The organism is Halobacteriovorax sp. RT-2-4, assembly GCF_047085445.1.
GTDB lineage: Bacteria > Bdellovibrionota > Bacteriovoracia > Bacteriovoracales > Bacteriovoracaceae > Halobacteriovorax_A.
Genome location: NZ_JBKIXY010000002.1, coordinates 138,660 through 151,808 on the forward strand (window position 1 = coordinate 138,660; position 13,149 = coordinate 151,808).

Annotated in this window: 19 protein-coding genes; 12 read left to right on the top strand and 7 right to left on the bottom strand. The window is 36.6% G+C overall.

Annotated elements, in window-relative coordinates; translation table 11 throughout:
• Positions 1-2: 2 nt before the first annotated feature.
• Positions 3-260: an acyl carrier protein gene (locus ACMAYL_RS11020; RefSeq protein ID WP_103219138.1), complete on the top strand. Its 258-nt coding sequence runs from the start codon at positions 3-5 to the stop codon at positions 258-260.
• 11 nt (positions 261-271) lie between these two features.
• Complete coding sequence (locus ACMAYL_RS11025) at positions 272-1,285, top strand: diiron oxygenase (protein WP_412470089.1); 1,014 nt, start codon at positions 272-274, stop codon at positions 1,283-1,285.
• Between the two features lie 35 nt (positions 1,286-1,320).
• Here ACMAYL_RS11025 and ACMAYL_RS11030 read toward each other — a convergent pair whose 3' ends face one another.
• Positions 1,321-1,686, bottom strand: a complete 366-nt coding sequence (locus ACMAYL_RS11030; RefSeq protein WP_392992403.1) for a response regulator — start codon at positions 1,684-1,686, stop codon at positions 1,321-1,323.
• Complete coding sequence (locus tag ACMAYL_RS11035) at positions 1,658-2,971, bottom strand: CFI-box-CTERM domain-containing protein (RefSeq protein WP_412463127.1); 1,314 nt, start codon at positions 2,969-2,971, stop codon at positions 1,658-1,660. Before ACMAYL_RS11035 ends, ACMAYL_RS11030 begins: the two co-directional genes overlap by 29 nt.
• Before the next feature lie 104 nt (positions 2,972-3,075).
• Between ACMAYL_RS11035 and ACMAYL_RS11040 the strand changes: the two genes are divergently transcribed.
• From ACMAYL_RS11040 to rpsD, 3 genes are all read left to right on the top strand, one after another.
• A complete protein-coding gene (locus tag ACMAYL_RS11040) occupies positions 3,076-3,585 on the top strand; it encodes a rhodanese-like domain-containing protein (RefSeq protein WP_103219133.1) in 510 nt (169 codons plus the stop codon).
• The gene (locus tag ACMAYL_RS11045) at positions 3,582-4,442 is read left to right on the top strand and encodes an aminotransferase class IV (protein WP_412471088.1); all 861 of its coding nucleotides are present in this window, start codon (positions 3,582-3,584) and stop codon (positions 4,440-4,442) included. Before ACMAYL_RS11040 ends, ACMAYL_RS11045 begins: the two co-directional genes overlap by 4 nt.
• A 183-nt stretch (positions 4,443-4,625) precedes the next feature.
• Positions 4,626-5,258 carry a 30S ribosomal protein S4 gene (gene rpsD / locus ACMAYL_RS11050; RefSeq protein ID WP_103219131.1) on the top strand — a complete coding sequence of 211 codons (633 nt, stop codon included), beginning with the start codon at positions 4,626-4,628 and terminating at the stop codon, positions 5,256-5,258.
• A gap of 143 nt (positions 5,259-5,401) precedes the next feature.
• Here the strand turns inward: rpsD and ACMAYL_RS11055 are convergent, their stop codons facing one another.
• Positions 5,402-5,956, bottom strand: a complete 555-nt coding sequence (locus ACMAYL_RS11055) for an adenylyltransferase/cytidyltransferase family protein (RefSeq protein WP_412471089.1) — start codon at positions 5,954-5,956, stop codon at positions 5,402-5,404.
• Between the two features lie 3 nt (positions 5,957-5,959).
• Complete coding sequence (locus ACMAYL_RS11060) at positions 5,960-6,262, bottom strand: hypothetical protein (protein ID WP_103219129.1); 303 nt, start codon at positions 6,260-6,262, stop codon at positions 5,960-5,962.
• Between the two features lie 69 nt (positions 6,263-6,331).
• Here ACMAYL_RS11060 and ACMAYL_RS11065 point away from each other — a divergent pair, with 69 nt between their 5' ends.
• Both ACMAYL_RS11065 and ACMAYL_RS11070 read left to right on the top strand, forming a co-directional pair.
• On the top strand, positions 6,332-6,676 hold the full coding sequence (locus tag ACMAYL_RS11065; protein ID WP_103219128.1) for a hypothetical protein: 345 nt from the start codon (positions 6,332-6,334) through the stop codon (positions 6,674-6,676).
• A complete protein-coding gene (locus ACMAYL_RS11070) occupies positions 6,676-7,092 on the top strand; it encodes an NINE protein (RefSeq protein ID WP_103219127.1) in 417 nt (138 codons plus the stop codon). Before ACMAYL_RS11065 ends, ACMAYL_RS11070 begins: the two co-directional genes overlap by 1 nt.
• Before the next feature lie 49 nt (positions 7,093-7,141).
• On the opposite strand, the gene ACMAYL_RS11075 is transcribed toward ACMAYL_RS11070, so the two are convergent.
• Positions 7,142-7,711, bottom strand: coding sequence for a hypothetical protein (locus ACMAYL_RS11075; RefSeq protein ID WP_103219126.1), 570 nt, complete (start codon positions 7,709-7,711; stop codon positions 7,142-7,144).
• A 223-nt stretch (positions 7,712-7,934) separates the two neighbouring features.
• On the opposite strand from ACMAYL_RS11075, the gene ACMAYL_RS11080 reads away from it, so the two are divergent.
• Positions 7,935-8,156: a hypothetical protein gene (locus ACMAYL_RS11080; protein ID WP_103219125.1), complete on the top strand. Its 222-nt coding sequence runs from the start codon at positions 7,935-7,937 to the stop codon at positions 8,154-8,156.
• On the opposite strand, the gene dtd is transcribed toward ACMAYL_RS11080, so the two are convergent.
• Both dtd and ACMAYL_RS11090 read right to left on the bottom strand, forming a co-directional pair.
• A complete protein-coding gene (gene dtd, locus ACMAYL_RS11085) occupies positions 8,157-8,591 on the bottom strand; it encodes a D-aminoacyl-tRNA deacylase (protein WP_412471090.1) in 435 nt (144 codons plus the stop codon).
• Complete coding sequence (locus ACMAYL_RS11090) at positions 8,591-10,522, bottom strand: hypothetical protein (protein WP_392992412.1); 1,932 nt, start codon at positions 10,520-10,522, stop codon at positions 8,591-8,593. The genes dtd and ACMAYL_RS11090 overlap by 1 nt, the downstream gene beginning before the upstream one ends.
• Positions 10,523-10,636: 114 nt before the next feature.
• On the opposite strand from ACMAYL_RS11090, the gene ACMAYL_RS11095 reads away from it, so the two are divergent.
• From ACMAYL_RS11095 to ACMAYL_RS11110, 4 genes are all read left to right on the top strand, one after another.
• Entirely contained in the window at positions 10,637-11,101 is a 465-nt protein-coding gene (locus ACMAYL_RS11095) for a hypothetical protein (protein ID WP_392992413.1), read from the top strand.
• A 93-nt stretch (positions 11,102-11,194) separates the two neighbouring features.
• Positions 11,195-11,851, top strand: a complete 657-nt coding sequence (locus ACMAYL_RS11100) for an inorganic pyrophosphatase (RefSeq protein WP_392992415.1) — start codon at positions 11,195-11,197, stop codon at positions 11,849-11,851.
• The gene (locus tag ACMAYL_RS11105) at positions 11,832-12,821 is read left to right on the top strand and encodes a YceI family protein (RefSeq protein WP_412463130.1); all 990 of its coding nucleotides are present in this window, start codon (positions 11,832-11,834) and stop codon (positions 12,819-12,821) included. The genes ACMAYL_RS11100 and ACMAYL_RS11105 overlap by 20 nt, the downstream gene beginning before the upstream one ends.
• Positions 12,822-12,917: 96 nt before the next feature.
• Positions 12,918-13,100 (top strand): hypothetical protein, encoded by a 183-nt coding sequence (locus tag ACMAYL_RS11110; protein WP_146037917.1) that lies wholly within the window; start codon positions 12,918-12,920, stop codon positions 13,098-13,100.
• Positions 13,101-13,149: the final 49 nt, after the last annotated feature.

The following is a 13,149-nucleotide window of genomic DNA, read 5'->3' on the forward strand; positions in this document are numbered from 1 at the left end:
AGATGAAAGAGCAAATTTTAAAATATTTGAATGAAGCAATTGCTGAAGTTAGTGATGAAAAAGAGATCACACTGACTTTAGAGACTAGCTTTATCACTCTTGGGCTTGATTCTTATGATGCCATGTCATTTATTGGACGTCTTAAGGAAGATTTTGAAGAACTACCTGTAACAATTTTTTTACAGTGTCAAACAACTCAAGACCTAATTAATTACTTAGAAAAAAATCATAACGAAGAACTGAGACAAGTACTTTCATAATTGGAGCTAAGATGGAAACAAGACTTATTAGCAAATTAGAAAAACTTAATAAGCAATCTGTAGAGCGTGCTTTCACTGTTGATGCACTTGATTGGTCTAAACCAATCGATAAGAATCTCAAGTGGACACCAGAAGAAATGGTCACTATCTCTTACTTACCTAGTTATGATCTGCTTACTGAAGCACAAAAACTTAGATTCAATCAATTAATTGGACTCTCTATTTGTGAGCAATTTATTTGGTTTGAAAATGTACTTCTAAATCCGGCACTTAAAAGCTGTAAAAGAATCTATAAGCTTAATCCTCAAATGACAGAGGCCATTGATCACTTTATGGAAGAAGAAGATAAGCACGGTGAAATCTTTCTTAGAATGCTCATGAAGGCAGAGCCAGAAAATTATTCGAAAGAAAGTCCTCTTCGCATTTTTAAACTTGGCCCAGTTCAAAACTTTATCATGAAGGTTGTTACGACATTTCCAAATATCTTTCTATGGTGGATTTGGATTGCCCTATTCTTTGAAGAGAGAACATTAGATATTTCTAAAAAATACAATAAGGCCCTAAAGGCCGGTGAAGTGGACTGGAACTTTTGGCAATGCCACTACTATCATATGCTTGATGAAGTAAGACATCAGCAAATTGATGAGTGTTTCCTTGCTGCTTTTTATGACAAAGCAAATCCTATTCTTAGAAAGATTAATGCCAGCGTTTTTGTGAAATTCATTTCCTCATACTTTGGTCCAAAGAGACTTGCAGGAAGAATTCTAGAGCTAATGCAAGAAGAGTTCAGCGATCTTTCACAAGAGACAGTAAATCAATTAAAGGGTGAATTTGAGTCACTTCGTACAAATGTAGAATTTCAACGAAGTGCCTTTTCGAGACAGGGGCTTGGCCGTACTTATGAGCTACTGGCCAAATATAATGAGATGGATGGTTTTTGGGATCTACTGCTTGAAGAAAGCAAAGAAGATCACATCGGAAAAAATCGATACGTACGTGGTACGCATTCGACAATTCTAAACTAGCCAAATAAAAAAGGGACCGCAAACGGTCCCTTTTTTTATTGTAAATCTCTTTTTAAGCTTGTTAGTAATTCATCTAAATCAAAAGGCTTATAAAAGAAACGAGTCACCCCTTCCTTCATAGCTTCTTTCAAAGAAATATCAGCTTGACCTGAAACAAAGTAGAAAACTTTTTCTTTTTGGCTATCGTTGCTATTTGTGCAATCAAGGACAACCTTTCCATTACCATCTGGCATTTTATAGTCAGAAATTATGGCATCAAATGTTTTTCCACTATTGATAAGCTTTACAGCGCTATTTCCAGAGTTGGCGCACTCTGTCTCATAACCTTCAAACTCAAGCTCTTCGGCCAATAGTTCTAGAATATCTGGTTCGTCATCGACGATTAAAACTTTGTACGGCATATGTTAATTCTCTTCTAAACGTTAACAACGTAATTATAGTCATGCATCCTATTATAAACAGGATATTTTGTAAAATAAAATACATTGAGAAACTATATCTCTTAACCATCGAGGCCAAGGCCTTGTTATTTAAGATCGTTTCAACAAAAAATGGCGCACTGCTATAGTAAAAATCAACAAATGCTGCCCCTAGCGTCGTCTTCATCAAGTACTCATCGCGAATGACACGAAAGTAATTCAAGACATAATGATCTCTTTGAAAGCCTGCAGTCACGAGATAGCACTGATTTTGCGACAAAAGCTTTTCAATTGGCTTCGGTTGATAATTTCCAGTTTGCGTGGCCAAATCAGCATTACTCACACTCCCTGGACCGACATAGCCAAAATGATCAAGATATGAAATTGCCGAACTGTAGGTAGTATTATTAGTAAGGTTAGTTACCTTTACATTACCTTCATTTGATTGATCTTCAACAATTCTAATATCATTAATATTTCTCGTTACAACTCCACCGCCACTTTGCACGTAAAGGGCCATTCGAGAAATATAGGCACCATTACCACCATGATCACCGGTGTACTCAATAACAGCAGTCTGATCCCCTGCATATGTACCAATAATGTTAAGTGTTGCACGAGTTCTAATATCAGTAGCTGCTGCACTAATAACAAGCTTAAAGTAGATTGCTCTACCAACAGCATCCGGAATCTCTACTTCTTCATTTGAGCTGTAATCAGTATCATTAGGCATAAAGAATAACACTAATTCAACACTGTCTTTAATAGAAGCGATAGAGTCTGTAATACCAGCACAATTTAGCTCACTCGTTGAACAGATATCTGCAAAACTTACAAAGGGAGCTTCAACTTGAGAGCTTGGTATTTGAGTAACAATTCGAAAAGCAGGATTTGAATTGTCGTTATCTTTTAATGCAACGTAAAGCTCTTCATTAGTGTAAGCAAGTGAGTCAACATCTTGTAAGTAGAGACCACCTAACTCAGATGTTTCATCTGCCAAGTTTGGGCTTAGCCCCCCAGAGTCTGCAGTATAATAAGCAAAATCTTGAGTTCCCGTCCCAAGGCTTAGGGGAACATAAAGAGTAATCGCGGCTTCAGGAGTGGAACCATCCCCACCCAAATTATAAAAAAGCTCATTTAAGTTCTCACCTGTAGAATTTCTCAAGTAGAAGATTGGCTCAGTTTTGTCATCCAGACTCAGAGACGCACCGTAAGCACTAGTGATTGTAAGGTAAAGAAAAATGAAGATTTTAAATAATTTCTGCATAGTAAAATTATGGGTTAAGTTTTATTCATGGTCAAATAATTAAAGATTTGGCATGATAATCAAAATAGTTAAGTTGTTTAAATGACAAAGGTTTGGATCAAATTATGAAATATATTGTTCTCTCAATACTTCTGCTAACTTCTTGTATCGGAACTGATGGAATCAAGGATCAGAGAAAAGTTATTGGCAGTATGGCAACCGCCCTTTCTAAGAAGTACCCAAGCGTTGAAAATATCGACTGTGACTACCTAAAAAGACGCTTACGTTTAAAAGATAATCGCCTCGTAATTGTAGATGCAAGAGATATTTATCAATTTGAAGTTTCTCACATTGAACGCGCAATTCCTTTATCGAAGCTTCATGAAGTCTATCCTCAACTTCAAGGCAAAGAAGTTGTCGTCTACTCTACAATTGGAACTCGTTCAACGAAGGCAATACTCGAGCTCTCTAAAACTAATCCTAATACAAAGTTTACAAATTTATTTGGTGGAATCCTCGAGTGGCTACAATGTGGCCAGAAGATTTATCTAATGGGTAAGGAAACAAAAGAAATTCGCTTCGAGAATGACGCCTGGAATATCATCCCAGAAGGATACAAAGCAATTCTCCCATGAAAGTAATAAGTATCAATGGCCAAATTCTAGAGCGAGAAGAAGATGCAAAAATATCTGTACTTGATCGCGGCTTCCTCTACGGTGACTCTGTCTACGAAGTAACGGAAGTTAGAAATGGTAAAATTGGTTTTCTAAAAGAGCACCTTGAACGCTTACAAAACTCTGCTTTAAAGATGCACATGCATCTTCAACTCAACTTTACTGAATATGAAAAGCGCATTGTAGACGTTGCAAAGAAGCTGCACGAAGCAGGTCATGACAGATGCTATATACGATTAATTGTCACACGAGGAGAGGGAGAAATTACTCTTGACCCGCAAGCGGCCAGTAATCAAAATGTCATTATCATCGGTAAAGAGCTTCCTGAAAATCCTAGCACTTGGTATGAAGATGGTGTTGAGGTAATTATCGCTTCAACTCTTAGAAATCCAGTCAAGTCGATGGACCCAAATATCAAATCTGGAAACTATCTTAATAATATCCTTGCATATAACGAGGCCAAAGAAGCAGGCTACTTTGATGCCATCATGCTTAACCAAGATGGCAATGTCACAGAATGTACAACGAGTAATATCTGGATAGTAAAAGATGGTGTTTTTAAAACGCCCCCTATTGCAGCTGGACTTCTTAAAGGTATTACCAGAGAAAATGTTATTCGTATTCTTGGCGAACAAGGTATCCCATTTGAAGAGGTAAACTTCACGGGAAGTGAGCTTAAAGAAGCTGACGAATGCTTTCTTACATCATCAACAAAATACCTTGTTCCAATTGTAAAAGTTGACGATACAACGATCGGAAATGGAAAACCTGGAAGTAAAACTATACAAGTGCTTGATATCTTTAAGTCTGAACTCTGAAACTTATATAATATCTAATATTTACATCCTTTCCCATTGACAATAGTGGCCATTGTTCGCTATAAAGCTTCAGTTACATCCGAAAATATTAAGTAAGATTGATGGGCCTAAGGCGTTAGCCTTTGAGATGTGATGTAACTTTTCCTTGTCCCTAAAGTCTTTTTTATTCAAAAGGAGCCAACAATGGCAAAGAGTACTACAGCGAGATCACGCTTTAAAATCCAAAGAGCACTAGGTGTTGAACTTCCAGGTCTTGGTAAAGCTGGTGCATTAGCACGTCGTCCATACGGACCAGGTGTACACGGTAACAAAAGAAAGAAAATTTCTGACTACGCCGTTCGTCTAAAAGAAAAACAAAAACTAGTATTCCACTACGGTCTAAGAGAAAAGCAACTTGTTACTTACGTTAAGCAAGCTAAGAAGAACACTGCTGGTAAGCCATGGATGGAAGTACTTCTATCTAACCTTGAGTCAAGACTGAACAACGTAGTTTTCAGACTTGGATTTGCACCATCAATGATGGCAGCTTCTCAAATGGTTTCTCACGGACAAATCCTAGTTAACGGAAAGAAAGTTGACCGTTCATCTTTCATCGTTGGCCAAGGTGATGTTATCTCTCTAACTGAGAAAGGTTATAACAACCAACTTTACAAGCAAACTCAAGAAACTCCACGTTTCGCAGCAGTTCCAGCTTGTTACAATGTTGAAGGTACAGATAAGAAGAAAGCAACTATGGTTGCTGCTCCTCTTGAATCAGATGTACCATTTGAATTCAACTCTCAGCTAGTTATTGAGTACTACTGGAAAGTTAAGTAATAGAAATAAAAGAAGGCTCCTTACGGAGCCTTTTTTATTTCTATCGGCAGGAGTCTTTAGCTTGCCAAAATATACGAGAGGTCGGGTTCACGCCCGACCGGTTCGCCATAGCCGCCAAATCAACGCACTATTTAATTATTATTTTACTTACTTCGAATCGCTGTCGAACTTAGCTCTTGATACTCATGAGGCTTAAGATAGATCACCTCAAGCTTTGAATTAAACTCTTTTACCTTAGCTTCCACTTCCCTATACTCATCCATTTTCTCATCACGAGGCACAACATAGATTTTAGTTAGAAGCTGGCAAACCTTCTCAACTTCAAACCATTTAAGAAATGAGCCAAATGTATCATCACCCATCAACCAATTAATATTTGGGTATTTAACCTCTTGCAGCCACTCATATGTGGGTCTTCTAAGCTTCTGGGCCCAAAAGCCCGTATAGATAGGAAATCGAGCTCCTGTGGCATCTTTGATCTTTAGATACTCTCCGTACGGATCCTCTTGTTCATTGGACTTCCAAGGGCTGTAGTCTAAGACAATGATAATATTGTCTTCAAACTCACTACATTGATTTAGACACTCAAGATGCCCTTGATGAAATGGATGAAAACTTCCTCCAAACAATGTAACTGTCGACTTCGTCTCAGAAGAATAAAGCTCTACACTATTGGCTATTTCATCTAATTTGGACATTACTTAAAAATCTTTTTCTTGAAGTGTCTTTCTTCCGCTTTGCTTTGCACGCTCGGCCGCAGAATCGCATTTTACTCTAATGATATCAGACAAGATTTCCATGACATTTGCAGAAGTATTTAGGCCATGCTTATCCTTAATATATTTCTTAAGTTTTGAGGCCACAATTAAGATATCTTTATCAGCAAGGTTAAGAGTTTTTTTATCACTTGAAACTAGAATGCGACGAGGCTCTTTCCTGTCTTTCGACTTATTTTCTTCGCTCACGTTATCTCCATTTGAGTTCATTAAATAATCAACTTTCACATATATCTCCAAGTCTAGTATAATATTAGTGTAACTTAAATTTAAATCTAATAAACCAACGAGCAAAATATGAAGTTCTCTTGCGAATTTAACGATATTGAGTATTTTTTCACTACTGAAATCGGCCCAGACACAAATGATAAATACCATTTATTTCTATCTGGTACAAAGCTTACGAAGTACCAAAATAATGAAATGAAATTTCATACATTAACGATAAATGCTAAGTATGAAGGTCAAGAGCTTAACTATTTTATCACTGGTATCCCCCTGTCTCTTGATGAAGAAGAGCAAATGGAAGAGCTAGAGGATTTCTTTGAGGCCAAGGAAATTTTTGAAAAAATAGAAGATGCCTTTGAGCTTCTTTTAAGTGAGCGCAAAGCACCTCCATGGGGTCTAAAGGAGTATAAATAATGAATCAACAACAAGGAATTCTCCCTAATAACTCTCACAGTAAAGTCATGGGATATCTATTGTGGCTTTTTGGATTTATGGGAGCTCATCGCTTCTACTATGGTAAGCCTATCTCAGGAACGATCTGGATGCTAACACTAGGCCTTTTAGGGCTTGGCTGGCTAGTAGATATCTTTCTAATTCCTTCTATGGATGAAGAATGTGATAATCGCTATTATGAGGGCGTCCTTGATTATAATATCGCTTGGATTCTTCTAACATTTCTAGGTGTCTTTGGATTTCATAAGTTTTATCAAGGAAAGATTCTTATGGGGATACTCTATCTTCTAACGGGTGGCTTCTTCCTCTTTGGCGTTCTTTATGACTTTTGGACACTTAATGAGCAAATCGACGATATCAACAAAGGTATAGCATAAAAAAGGCCCTCACACAGAGGGCCTTTTCATTTAGTTAATTTTGATTTAATTAAAAACCACAACGTCCTTGATAAAGGTAAACACGGTCGTAGTCTCTAGAAGTTGCATCAAAAGTCGAGTAAGTTTGACCAGCATCTGCAACATCAATTCTAAATACTTTAGAAATAATGTCATCACGGTACTCAACAAAACGACGACCTGGGTAGCGACGATATACTGTCGTACACTGTCTTCTTCTACTGCTACAAACAACTTCAGGAATAGTAATTTCACAGAATTCATCACGGTGGCGAATTGGTCCACGCTCGATATCAGTTGTGATCGTTCCATGAAGATCATAATTTAGAGTTGTGTCGGCCTTATCAAGTGTAAACTCTCCATTACTTGGAAGCTTAAACTTCTCATCGAATTTAACAGTTAGCTTTTCACCAGCAACTTGAATCTTAAGCTTTCTCTTACCGATAAACTTCAGCTTAGCTTTGTACTCACCTTGAGCAAGTGAAATACTATCATCTTTAGACTTAAGCTCTACAGCAGAGTCAACTGCTAGAGTACCTTTAAATTCAGTCTTACAACCAACTAATAGCCCTAGTAATAAGGCAAATGTAAAAAATCTCATATCCCCTCCATATGATGAAAATAAAAATAAATTGTATTTAAAATACAAAAAATGGATTGTCCATACTTGCATAAGTGCCATGAAATTTATACTTATTTCGAATCTAAACAAAAAACTGATAAAGAACATGTTTTCTATTTCATATTTGTAGTAAGTTAATACTGGACAATTTTCTTAAATTGTTTAATATTGACGCAATATCGACTACTTAAACGGAGACCCCATGGAAAACACTAAAGTTTACGAGACGTCTATTGTTCCTAAAGGTGAAATGCTAGAGCCAGTTAGAGATACAGCATATATTGCATCTTCTCTGACGATTGAAGTTCTTCACGTTATGACTTTCTTTGTGATCTTTGCCTTCATCTTTGCTGGAATTTGGAAAACAGCAGTTAGAATGGAGAAAAGAGAAAAAGAAGGATCTAAATCTAAAGTTACTGCTTAATTAAAATTCAATATGAAAAGTTACTGGCCCGTCGTTATGTATTTCGACGGCCATGCTTTCTCCAAAGACTCCCTTCTCTACAGGGACAGTGCTTTTTAGTATCTCAACAAACTCATCAAATAATTTATTTGCAACTTCAGGCTTGGCGCTTCCATCAAAGCTTGGTCGATTACCTTTCTTACCATTCCAAGAAAGAGTGAATTGTGAAACCGCAAGAATACTTCCTTCAATATCCACAACAGAACGATTCATTCTTCCTTTCTCGTCTGCAAATATTCTTAAAGCAAGGATCTTCTCACAGGCCTTTTGGATTGTTTGTCGGTTGTCGTCATGTTCAATACAGACTAGTAAGTGAAGGCCCTTAGATATCTGGGCCACGACTTTATTATTTACTTTTACATTAGAACTAGAGACTCGTTGAATAACTACTTTCATTAAACTTGCTTATACTCTTCAATTTGTTTTAATTCATATTGTTTTTTAAGGTTCTTAATCTTCTCTTCGTAACTTGAAACAAGTTGATCTCTAAGTCTTTGCGAGTCGCTCATTTGTCTCTCTAGCTTTTTCTGAGCAAGATTAAGTTTTCTTCTCATATCTGTATTGTGATCTGCTGTCATCTTCTGTTTTTCAAGATTATGATTATGGGTCATACGAGATGTTTTTACTTCATTTTCTCTTTTTACCATTTTAAGGCGAGTGTTAAAGTCGTCACGAAGCGCTTGGAATTGTTTCTCATACTGATCCTTAATATGATCCAAATTTTCCTTCATTTCGCTTCTTTGCATACGAGACTGTTCTTGAAAGAATTCACTTTCAGACTGCTGCTTTCTCTTTGAAGTTGTTCTCAGCATATATAGCTTTTCTTCAGCATCAGCAATTGACTTCTTTAAGTGCTCTTCTTGAACTTGAAATTTACTTTCATATGATGCCTGAATATCAGAGATTTTCTTATCCATTTCTTGGCGATGAGATTTTAGTGTATCTGCATACATCTCGTGATTACGAGCATTGATCTCTTCTTTTTCTTCTCTAAATGAATCTTGCAAAGACTTAACTGTTTCGAGATTCTTCTCTTCTGTACGAATAAGATTATTTCTAAAGTGATTTCTCTGGCCATCCATCAACTCACGAAATTGATTTTCTTTTTGAACAATATTGTCTTCAGCAACCTTTTTTTCATAAGAAATATTTCTATTATATTGGGCCTTTTTAATTTCATGCTGTCTTTGAGAGCGAGCTTGTATCTCATCAGCATTCGCTCTGGTCTCACTTTGGAAATCGGCCATACGGGCCTGTTGCTCACGAGACTGATCCTTAACCCTTTTTGTTACCGCATTGTCTTTTTCAACTAACTTATCCTCAAAATCTTTAATGACTTGAGAGTTAAGCTCTTTTAAGCGATCTATCTTTTGTTGAAATTTATCTTCAACACCTTTTTGCTCCATTTGGCTCATCGACTGTGAATTTTTGAAACGAGCAATATCGAGATCATGATCACCTTTGATATCTTCTCTTTTACTAACCTGATCTCTGATTAACTCAGAGACCTCTTTTTCGTGACTGAGTCTTTGGTCTTGTAGAGACTTTTGCGTTTTCATATGAAGATCGCGAGCAATTTGATCAACACCTGCTTGCTTTTCATTAATTTGACGAAGATAAGATTGGTTTGCTTCTTCCAATGCATTTTTCTTAGAAGCAACTAAGAAGTCTTCACGCCTCTTGCCTTCATCGACAACTTTTCTAAGATTTTTGTCAGCGGCATTTTTAAGGTCACGATTCTCTAGAGAAAATTGTGACTTAAGCTCATTTAATTGGTCACGATTTCTTCTTACTTGTGCTTTTTCACGGGCAGCGAAGTCAGCATTAAGCTTTTGATTTGATTCACTCGTGTGCTCATTTAATTGCTTAATCGTATCTTGGAAACGGTCTTGATTAAGTGCAATTCGCTCTTGTGATCTTTTATTTTGTGACTCTAAACTACTTTCGTATGTAGTATCTCTTTGTTCAATAGTATCTGCATAAGCTTGTTTTAAGGTAGCAAGCTTTTCGTCGAATTTAGACTTTTGATCAGTGGAAGTCTTATGAAAGTCTTCTCTAATTTGCTCATTTCTTTCGCGAAAGAATTCTTTTGACTTGGCCATAGCAAGCTTGGCCTTCTTTGCAGCTTCATCAAGTTTTTGCTGATTATCCTCAATAAGGGCCTGCTGCTTCTTTGCGTGCTCATGCTTAATATTATCGATTTTATGAGAATTCTTATCTTGAATATTTTGAAGATTGGACTGATAGCCTTCACGAATATGATTGAGCTGCTTTCGCTGCTCCTGATTCATTTGAGTAATTTTCTTAGAGTAATCTTCGACTTTCATAAATTTACACTACCGCCCGTCCTAAAAATTATACCTTCTTTATAGTTTCGCGTTCACTAGGCAAAGAGTGTCATGCCTAAATAGCTGATTTTTCAGTTGTGCTAAGATATTTCAATGAATAGTTTAAGTGATGATAAGAAGTACGATAGTTTCCTAAATATGTGGAGAACACTAGTTTCTCTGACTCATCTCGATAATATTGTTTCAGAACAAGAAAAAACTCTAATTCAAGACTTTATCAACAATGCCAAGCTTGAAGATAAAGATAGACTTCAACTAAAAGAAGACCTGATTCAAAGACATCGCCCAGATGAATTCATTCATAAAGTAAACTACCCTGCTCACTTAAGCCAACTCCATCACCTGGCAAATATTGTCTTTCGCTCTGATGAGCTCGACCCAAAAGAAGAAGCATTTCTAAAGAAAATCCTCGATGATATTGAGGCGAAGATTGGTATTCTTAACGCTACTACCCATAGCGCTCATGCTATAAGTGAGCTCAATAAAAACAATCTAAAGAATACAGTAAATGGACCAAAAAGTGCATTTGCAGAGATCATTCGCTTCTTTTCGAAGTAGCGACGAATCCCTTTTTATTGGGCCTGATAAAACTTCCTAGACTATCCTCTTTGTGCTAAGTTAATGCCAAAATATTCACAAAAAGGATTAATAATGACTAACTCAGAGCTAAATGATTTCTTAGAGAAATATGGAAAAATGTTTAGGCCAAATCCATGGCATGGTATCAAGACTTGGGACAATGAAGATAAGAAAGTTCTTAATGCTTATATCGAAATTACTCCTAATGACCGCGTGAAATATGAAGTTCATAAAGAAAGTGGATACCTAATGGTAGATCGTCCACAGAAGTTCTCAAATATTATTCCACAATTATATGGATTAATCCCACGCACTTACTCTGACTCAAAATCAGCAAGCTTTGCTGAAGCAGAAACAGGACGCACAGGAATTGTTGGAGATCATGATCCAATCGATATTTGTGTACTTGCAGAAAAGAATATTGTTCAAGGTGATATCCTAGTTAACTGTATTCCTGTTGGTGGTTTTAGAATGCTAGATGGTGGTGAAATTGATGATAAAATCATCGCTGTATTAAAAGACGATGCAATGTTTGGTCACATCACTGATATCGATCAAGTTCCTGCTGCTGTACTTGCAGAACTTAAGCACTACTTCCTAACTTACAAGGAAATCCCTGTAAAAGATGGTGAAGCTAAAGTAGAAATTACAGAAACATACAATGCTGAAACAGCAATGAAAGTTATCAACCTCGGCGTAGAAGACTATAATGAAAAATTTGTTAAATAATTACAAAGGGTGCCTTATTGGGCACCTTTTTTTTGCCCTACTAATTTCCCTTAATACTCTTGCATCTTCTTATATTGTTAATAAAGAACATTCAAAATTAAAGTTCAGTGTTAAGTACATGGCCTTGACTGATGTTGAAGGTCAATTTGACGATTACACAATTTACTTTAAGAAAGACGATAATACGATCTCTGATCTTCAAGGTGAGATCATAGTTAAGAGTATCAATACTTTTGATAAGAAAAGAGATCAGCACTTAAAGAAAAATGAATTCTTCAATGCTGAGAATTTTCCAATTATCAAATTTAAAAGTGCTCAGGCCATTGTTTTAAAAGACAAAAAGGCCGATGCAAAGCTAGCGATAACAGTAAAAGAAAAAACGAAGACTGTTCCTGTTAGCTTAAAATATCTTGGTAAGCGTACTGATCCTTGGACTAATAAAGAAGGGATCTACTTTGAAGGAAGCTTTAAGATCAATCGTTTTGACTTTGGTATCAACTGGAGTAAAAACTTTGACGGCGGACTTGTTGTTGGTGAAGAAGTTATCATCAACTTTACGATCGAAGCCTATCAATCAAATGATAAGCCGGCTTTTTCTCGCTTTTACCTTCCAACAGAATCAGTAAAACGTGAAGTCTCTCTGGATGCTCAGACATCCGGAGGGCCTCTCATCCTTCCAAGTGGAAAAATCACAAAGAACACGACAGCAAATGTCGCTCCTGATAGTGACTATACTGAAATTTCAAATATCCTCCTGACACTTGTTTCAACAGGTATTCTATTTATTGTAACCATCGTTTTTGGTATCTGGGGACAGGCCAAGCTAGTTAATTATTTAGAAGAGAAAGGAATGTCAGAAAATGTTACACTCCTACTATCAACAATAATCGTAACATCTTTTATTGTTGCATGTATCTACATCACTAGTGAATACACGGGTGTAGGAACTCACCCTCTTTTTAAGCGTTAACGAACCTTAAGATAACCTTAAGAAACGGGGCTTTAGAGCATTTCTTAAGAAAATCTTTACTTGTTCACCTTTAATCACTTGTCTTAAAATTTCTTCATGAAGAAGGAGATAGAGTTTATGACAATTGAAGCGGTTGAATACAGAGTAGTAGATGGAATTATTTTCACAAAGGATATAGATGGATTATTTCGTCAAGAATACGATATCCCTCTAGACCATATTCGTACATTGAAGTTCAGGTTCTCTGACATCGATTATGACGATTATAACTGTTATTAATTCCTAATATACAAGAATACGGTTAATCCCTTACAATCTAAGTAAATAT

What these genes read in the sequence shown, in the direction of transcription:
- ACMAYL_RS11040 (WP_103219133.1), top strand. Translation starts at nt 3,076, where the DNA reads ATGAAATATATTGTTCTCTCAATACTTCTGCTAACTTCTTGTATCGGA.
- ACMAYL_RS11080 (WP_103219125.1), top strand. Translation starts at nt 7,935, where the DNA reads ATGGAAAACACTAAAGTTTACGAGACGTCTATTGTTCCTAAAGGTGAA.
- ACMAYL_RS11065 (WP_103219128.1), top strand. Translation starts at nt 6,332, where the DNA reads ATGAAGTTCTCTTGCGAATTTAACGATATTGAGTATTTTTTCACTACT.
- ACMAYL_RS11035 (WP_412463127.1), bottom strand. Translation starts at nt 2,971, where the DNA reads ATGCAGAAATTATTTAAAATCTTCATTTTTCTTTACCTTACAATCACT.
- ACMAYL_RS11020 (WP_103219138.1), top strand. Translation starts at nt 3, where the DNA reads ATGAAAGAGCAAATTTTAAAATATTTGAATGAAGCAATTGCTGAAGTT.
- ACMAYL_RS11070 (WP_103219127.1), top strand. Translation starts at nt 6,676, where the DNA reads ATGAATCAACAACAAGGAATTCTCCCTAATAACTCTCACAGTAAAGTC.
- ACMAYL_RS11045 (WP_412471088.1), top strand. Translation starts at nt 3,582, where the DNA reads ATGAAAGTAATAAGTATCAATGGCCAAATTCTAGAGCGAGAAGAAGAT.
- ACMAYL_RS11110 (WP_146037917.1), top strand. Translation starts at nt 12,918, where the DNA reads ATGAAGAAGGAGATAGAGTTTATGACAATTGAAGCGGTTGAATACAGA.
- ACMAYL_RS11025 (WP_412470089.1), top strand. Translation starts at nt 272, where the DNA reads ATGGAAACAAGACTTATTAGCAAATTAGAAAAACTTAATAAGCAATCT.
- ACMAYL_RS11030 (WP_392992403.1), bottom strand. Translation starts at nt 1,686, where the DNA reads ATGCCGTACAAAGTTTTAATCGTCGATGACGAACCAGATATTCTAGAA.
- ACMAYL_RS11055 (WP_412471089.1), bottom strand. Translation starts at nt 5,956, where the DNA reads ATGTCCAAATTAGATGAAATAGCCAATAGTGTAGAGCTTTATTCTTCT.
- ACMAYL_RS11090 (WP_392992412.1), bottom strand. Translation starts at nt 10,522, where the DNA reads ATGAAAGTCGAAGATTACTCTAAGAAAATTACTCAAATGAATCAGGAG.
- ACMAYL_RS11105 (WP_412463130.1), top strand. Translation starts at nt 11,832, where the DNA reads ATGAAAAATTTGTTAAATAATTACAAAGGGTGCCTTATTGGGCACCTT.
- rpsD (WP_103219131.1), top strand. Translation starts at nt 4,626, where the DNA reads ATGGCAAAGAGTACTACAGCGAGATCACGCTTTAAAATCCAAAGAGCA.
- ACMAYL_RS11100 (WP_392992415.1), top strand. Translation starts at nt 11,195, where the DNA reads ATGACTAACTCAGAGCTAAATGATTTCTTAGAGAAATATGGAAAAATG.
- ACMAYL_RS11075 (WP_103219126.1), bottom strand. Translation starts at nt 7,711, where the DNA reads ATGAGATTTTTTACATTTGCCTTATTACTAGGGCTATTAGTTGGTTGT.
- dtd (WP_412471090.1), bottom strand. Translation starts at nt 8,591, where the DNA reads ATGAAAGTAGTTATTCAACGAGTCTCTAGTTCTAATGTAAAAGTAAAT.
- ACMAYL_RS11095 (WP_392992413.1), top strand. Translation starts at nt 10,637, where the DNA reads ATGAATAGTTTAAGTGATGATAAGAAGTACGATAGTTTCCTAAATATG.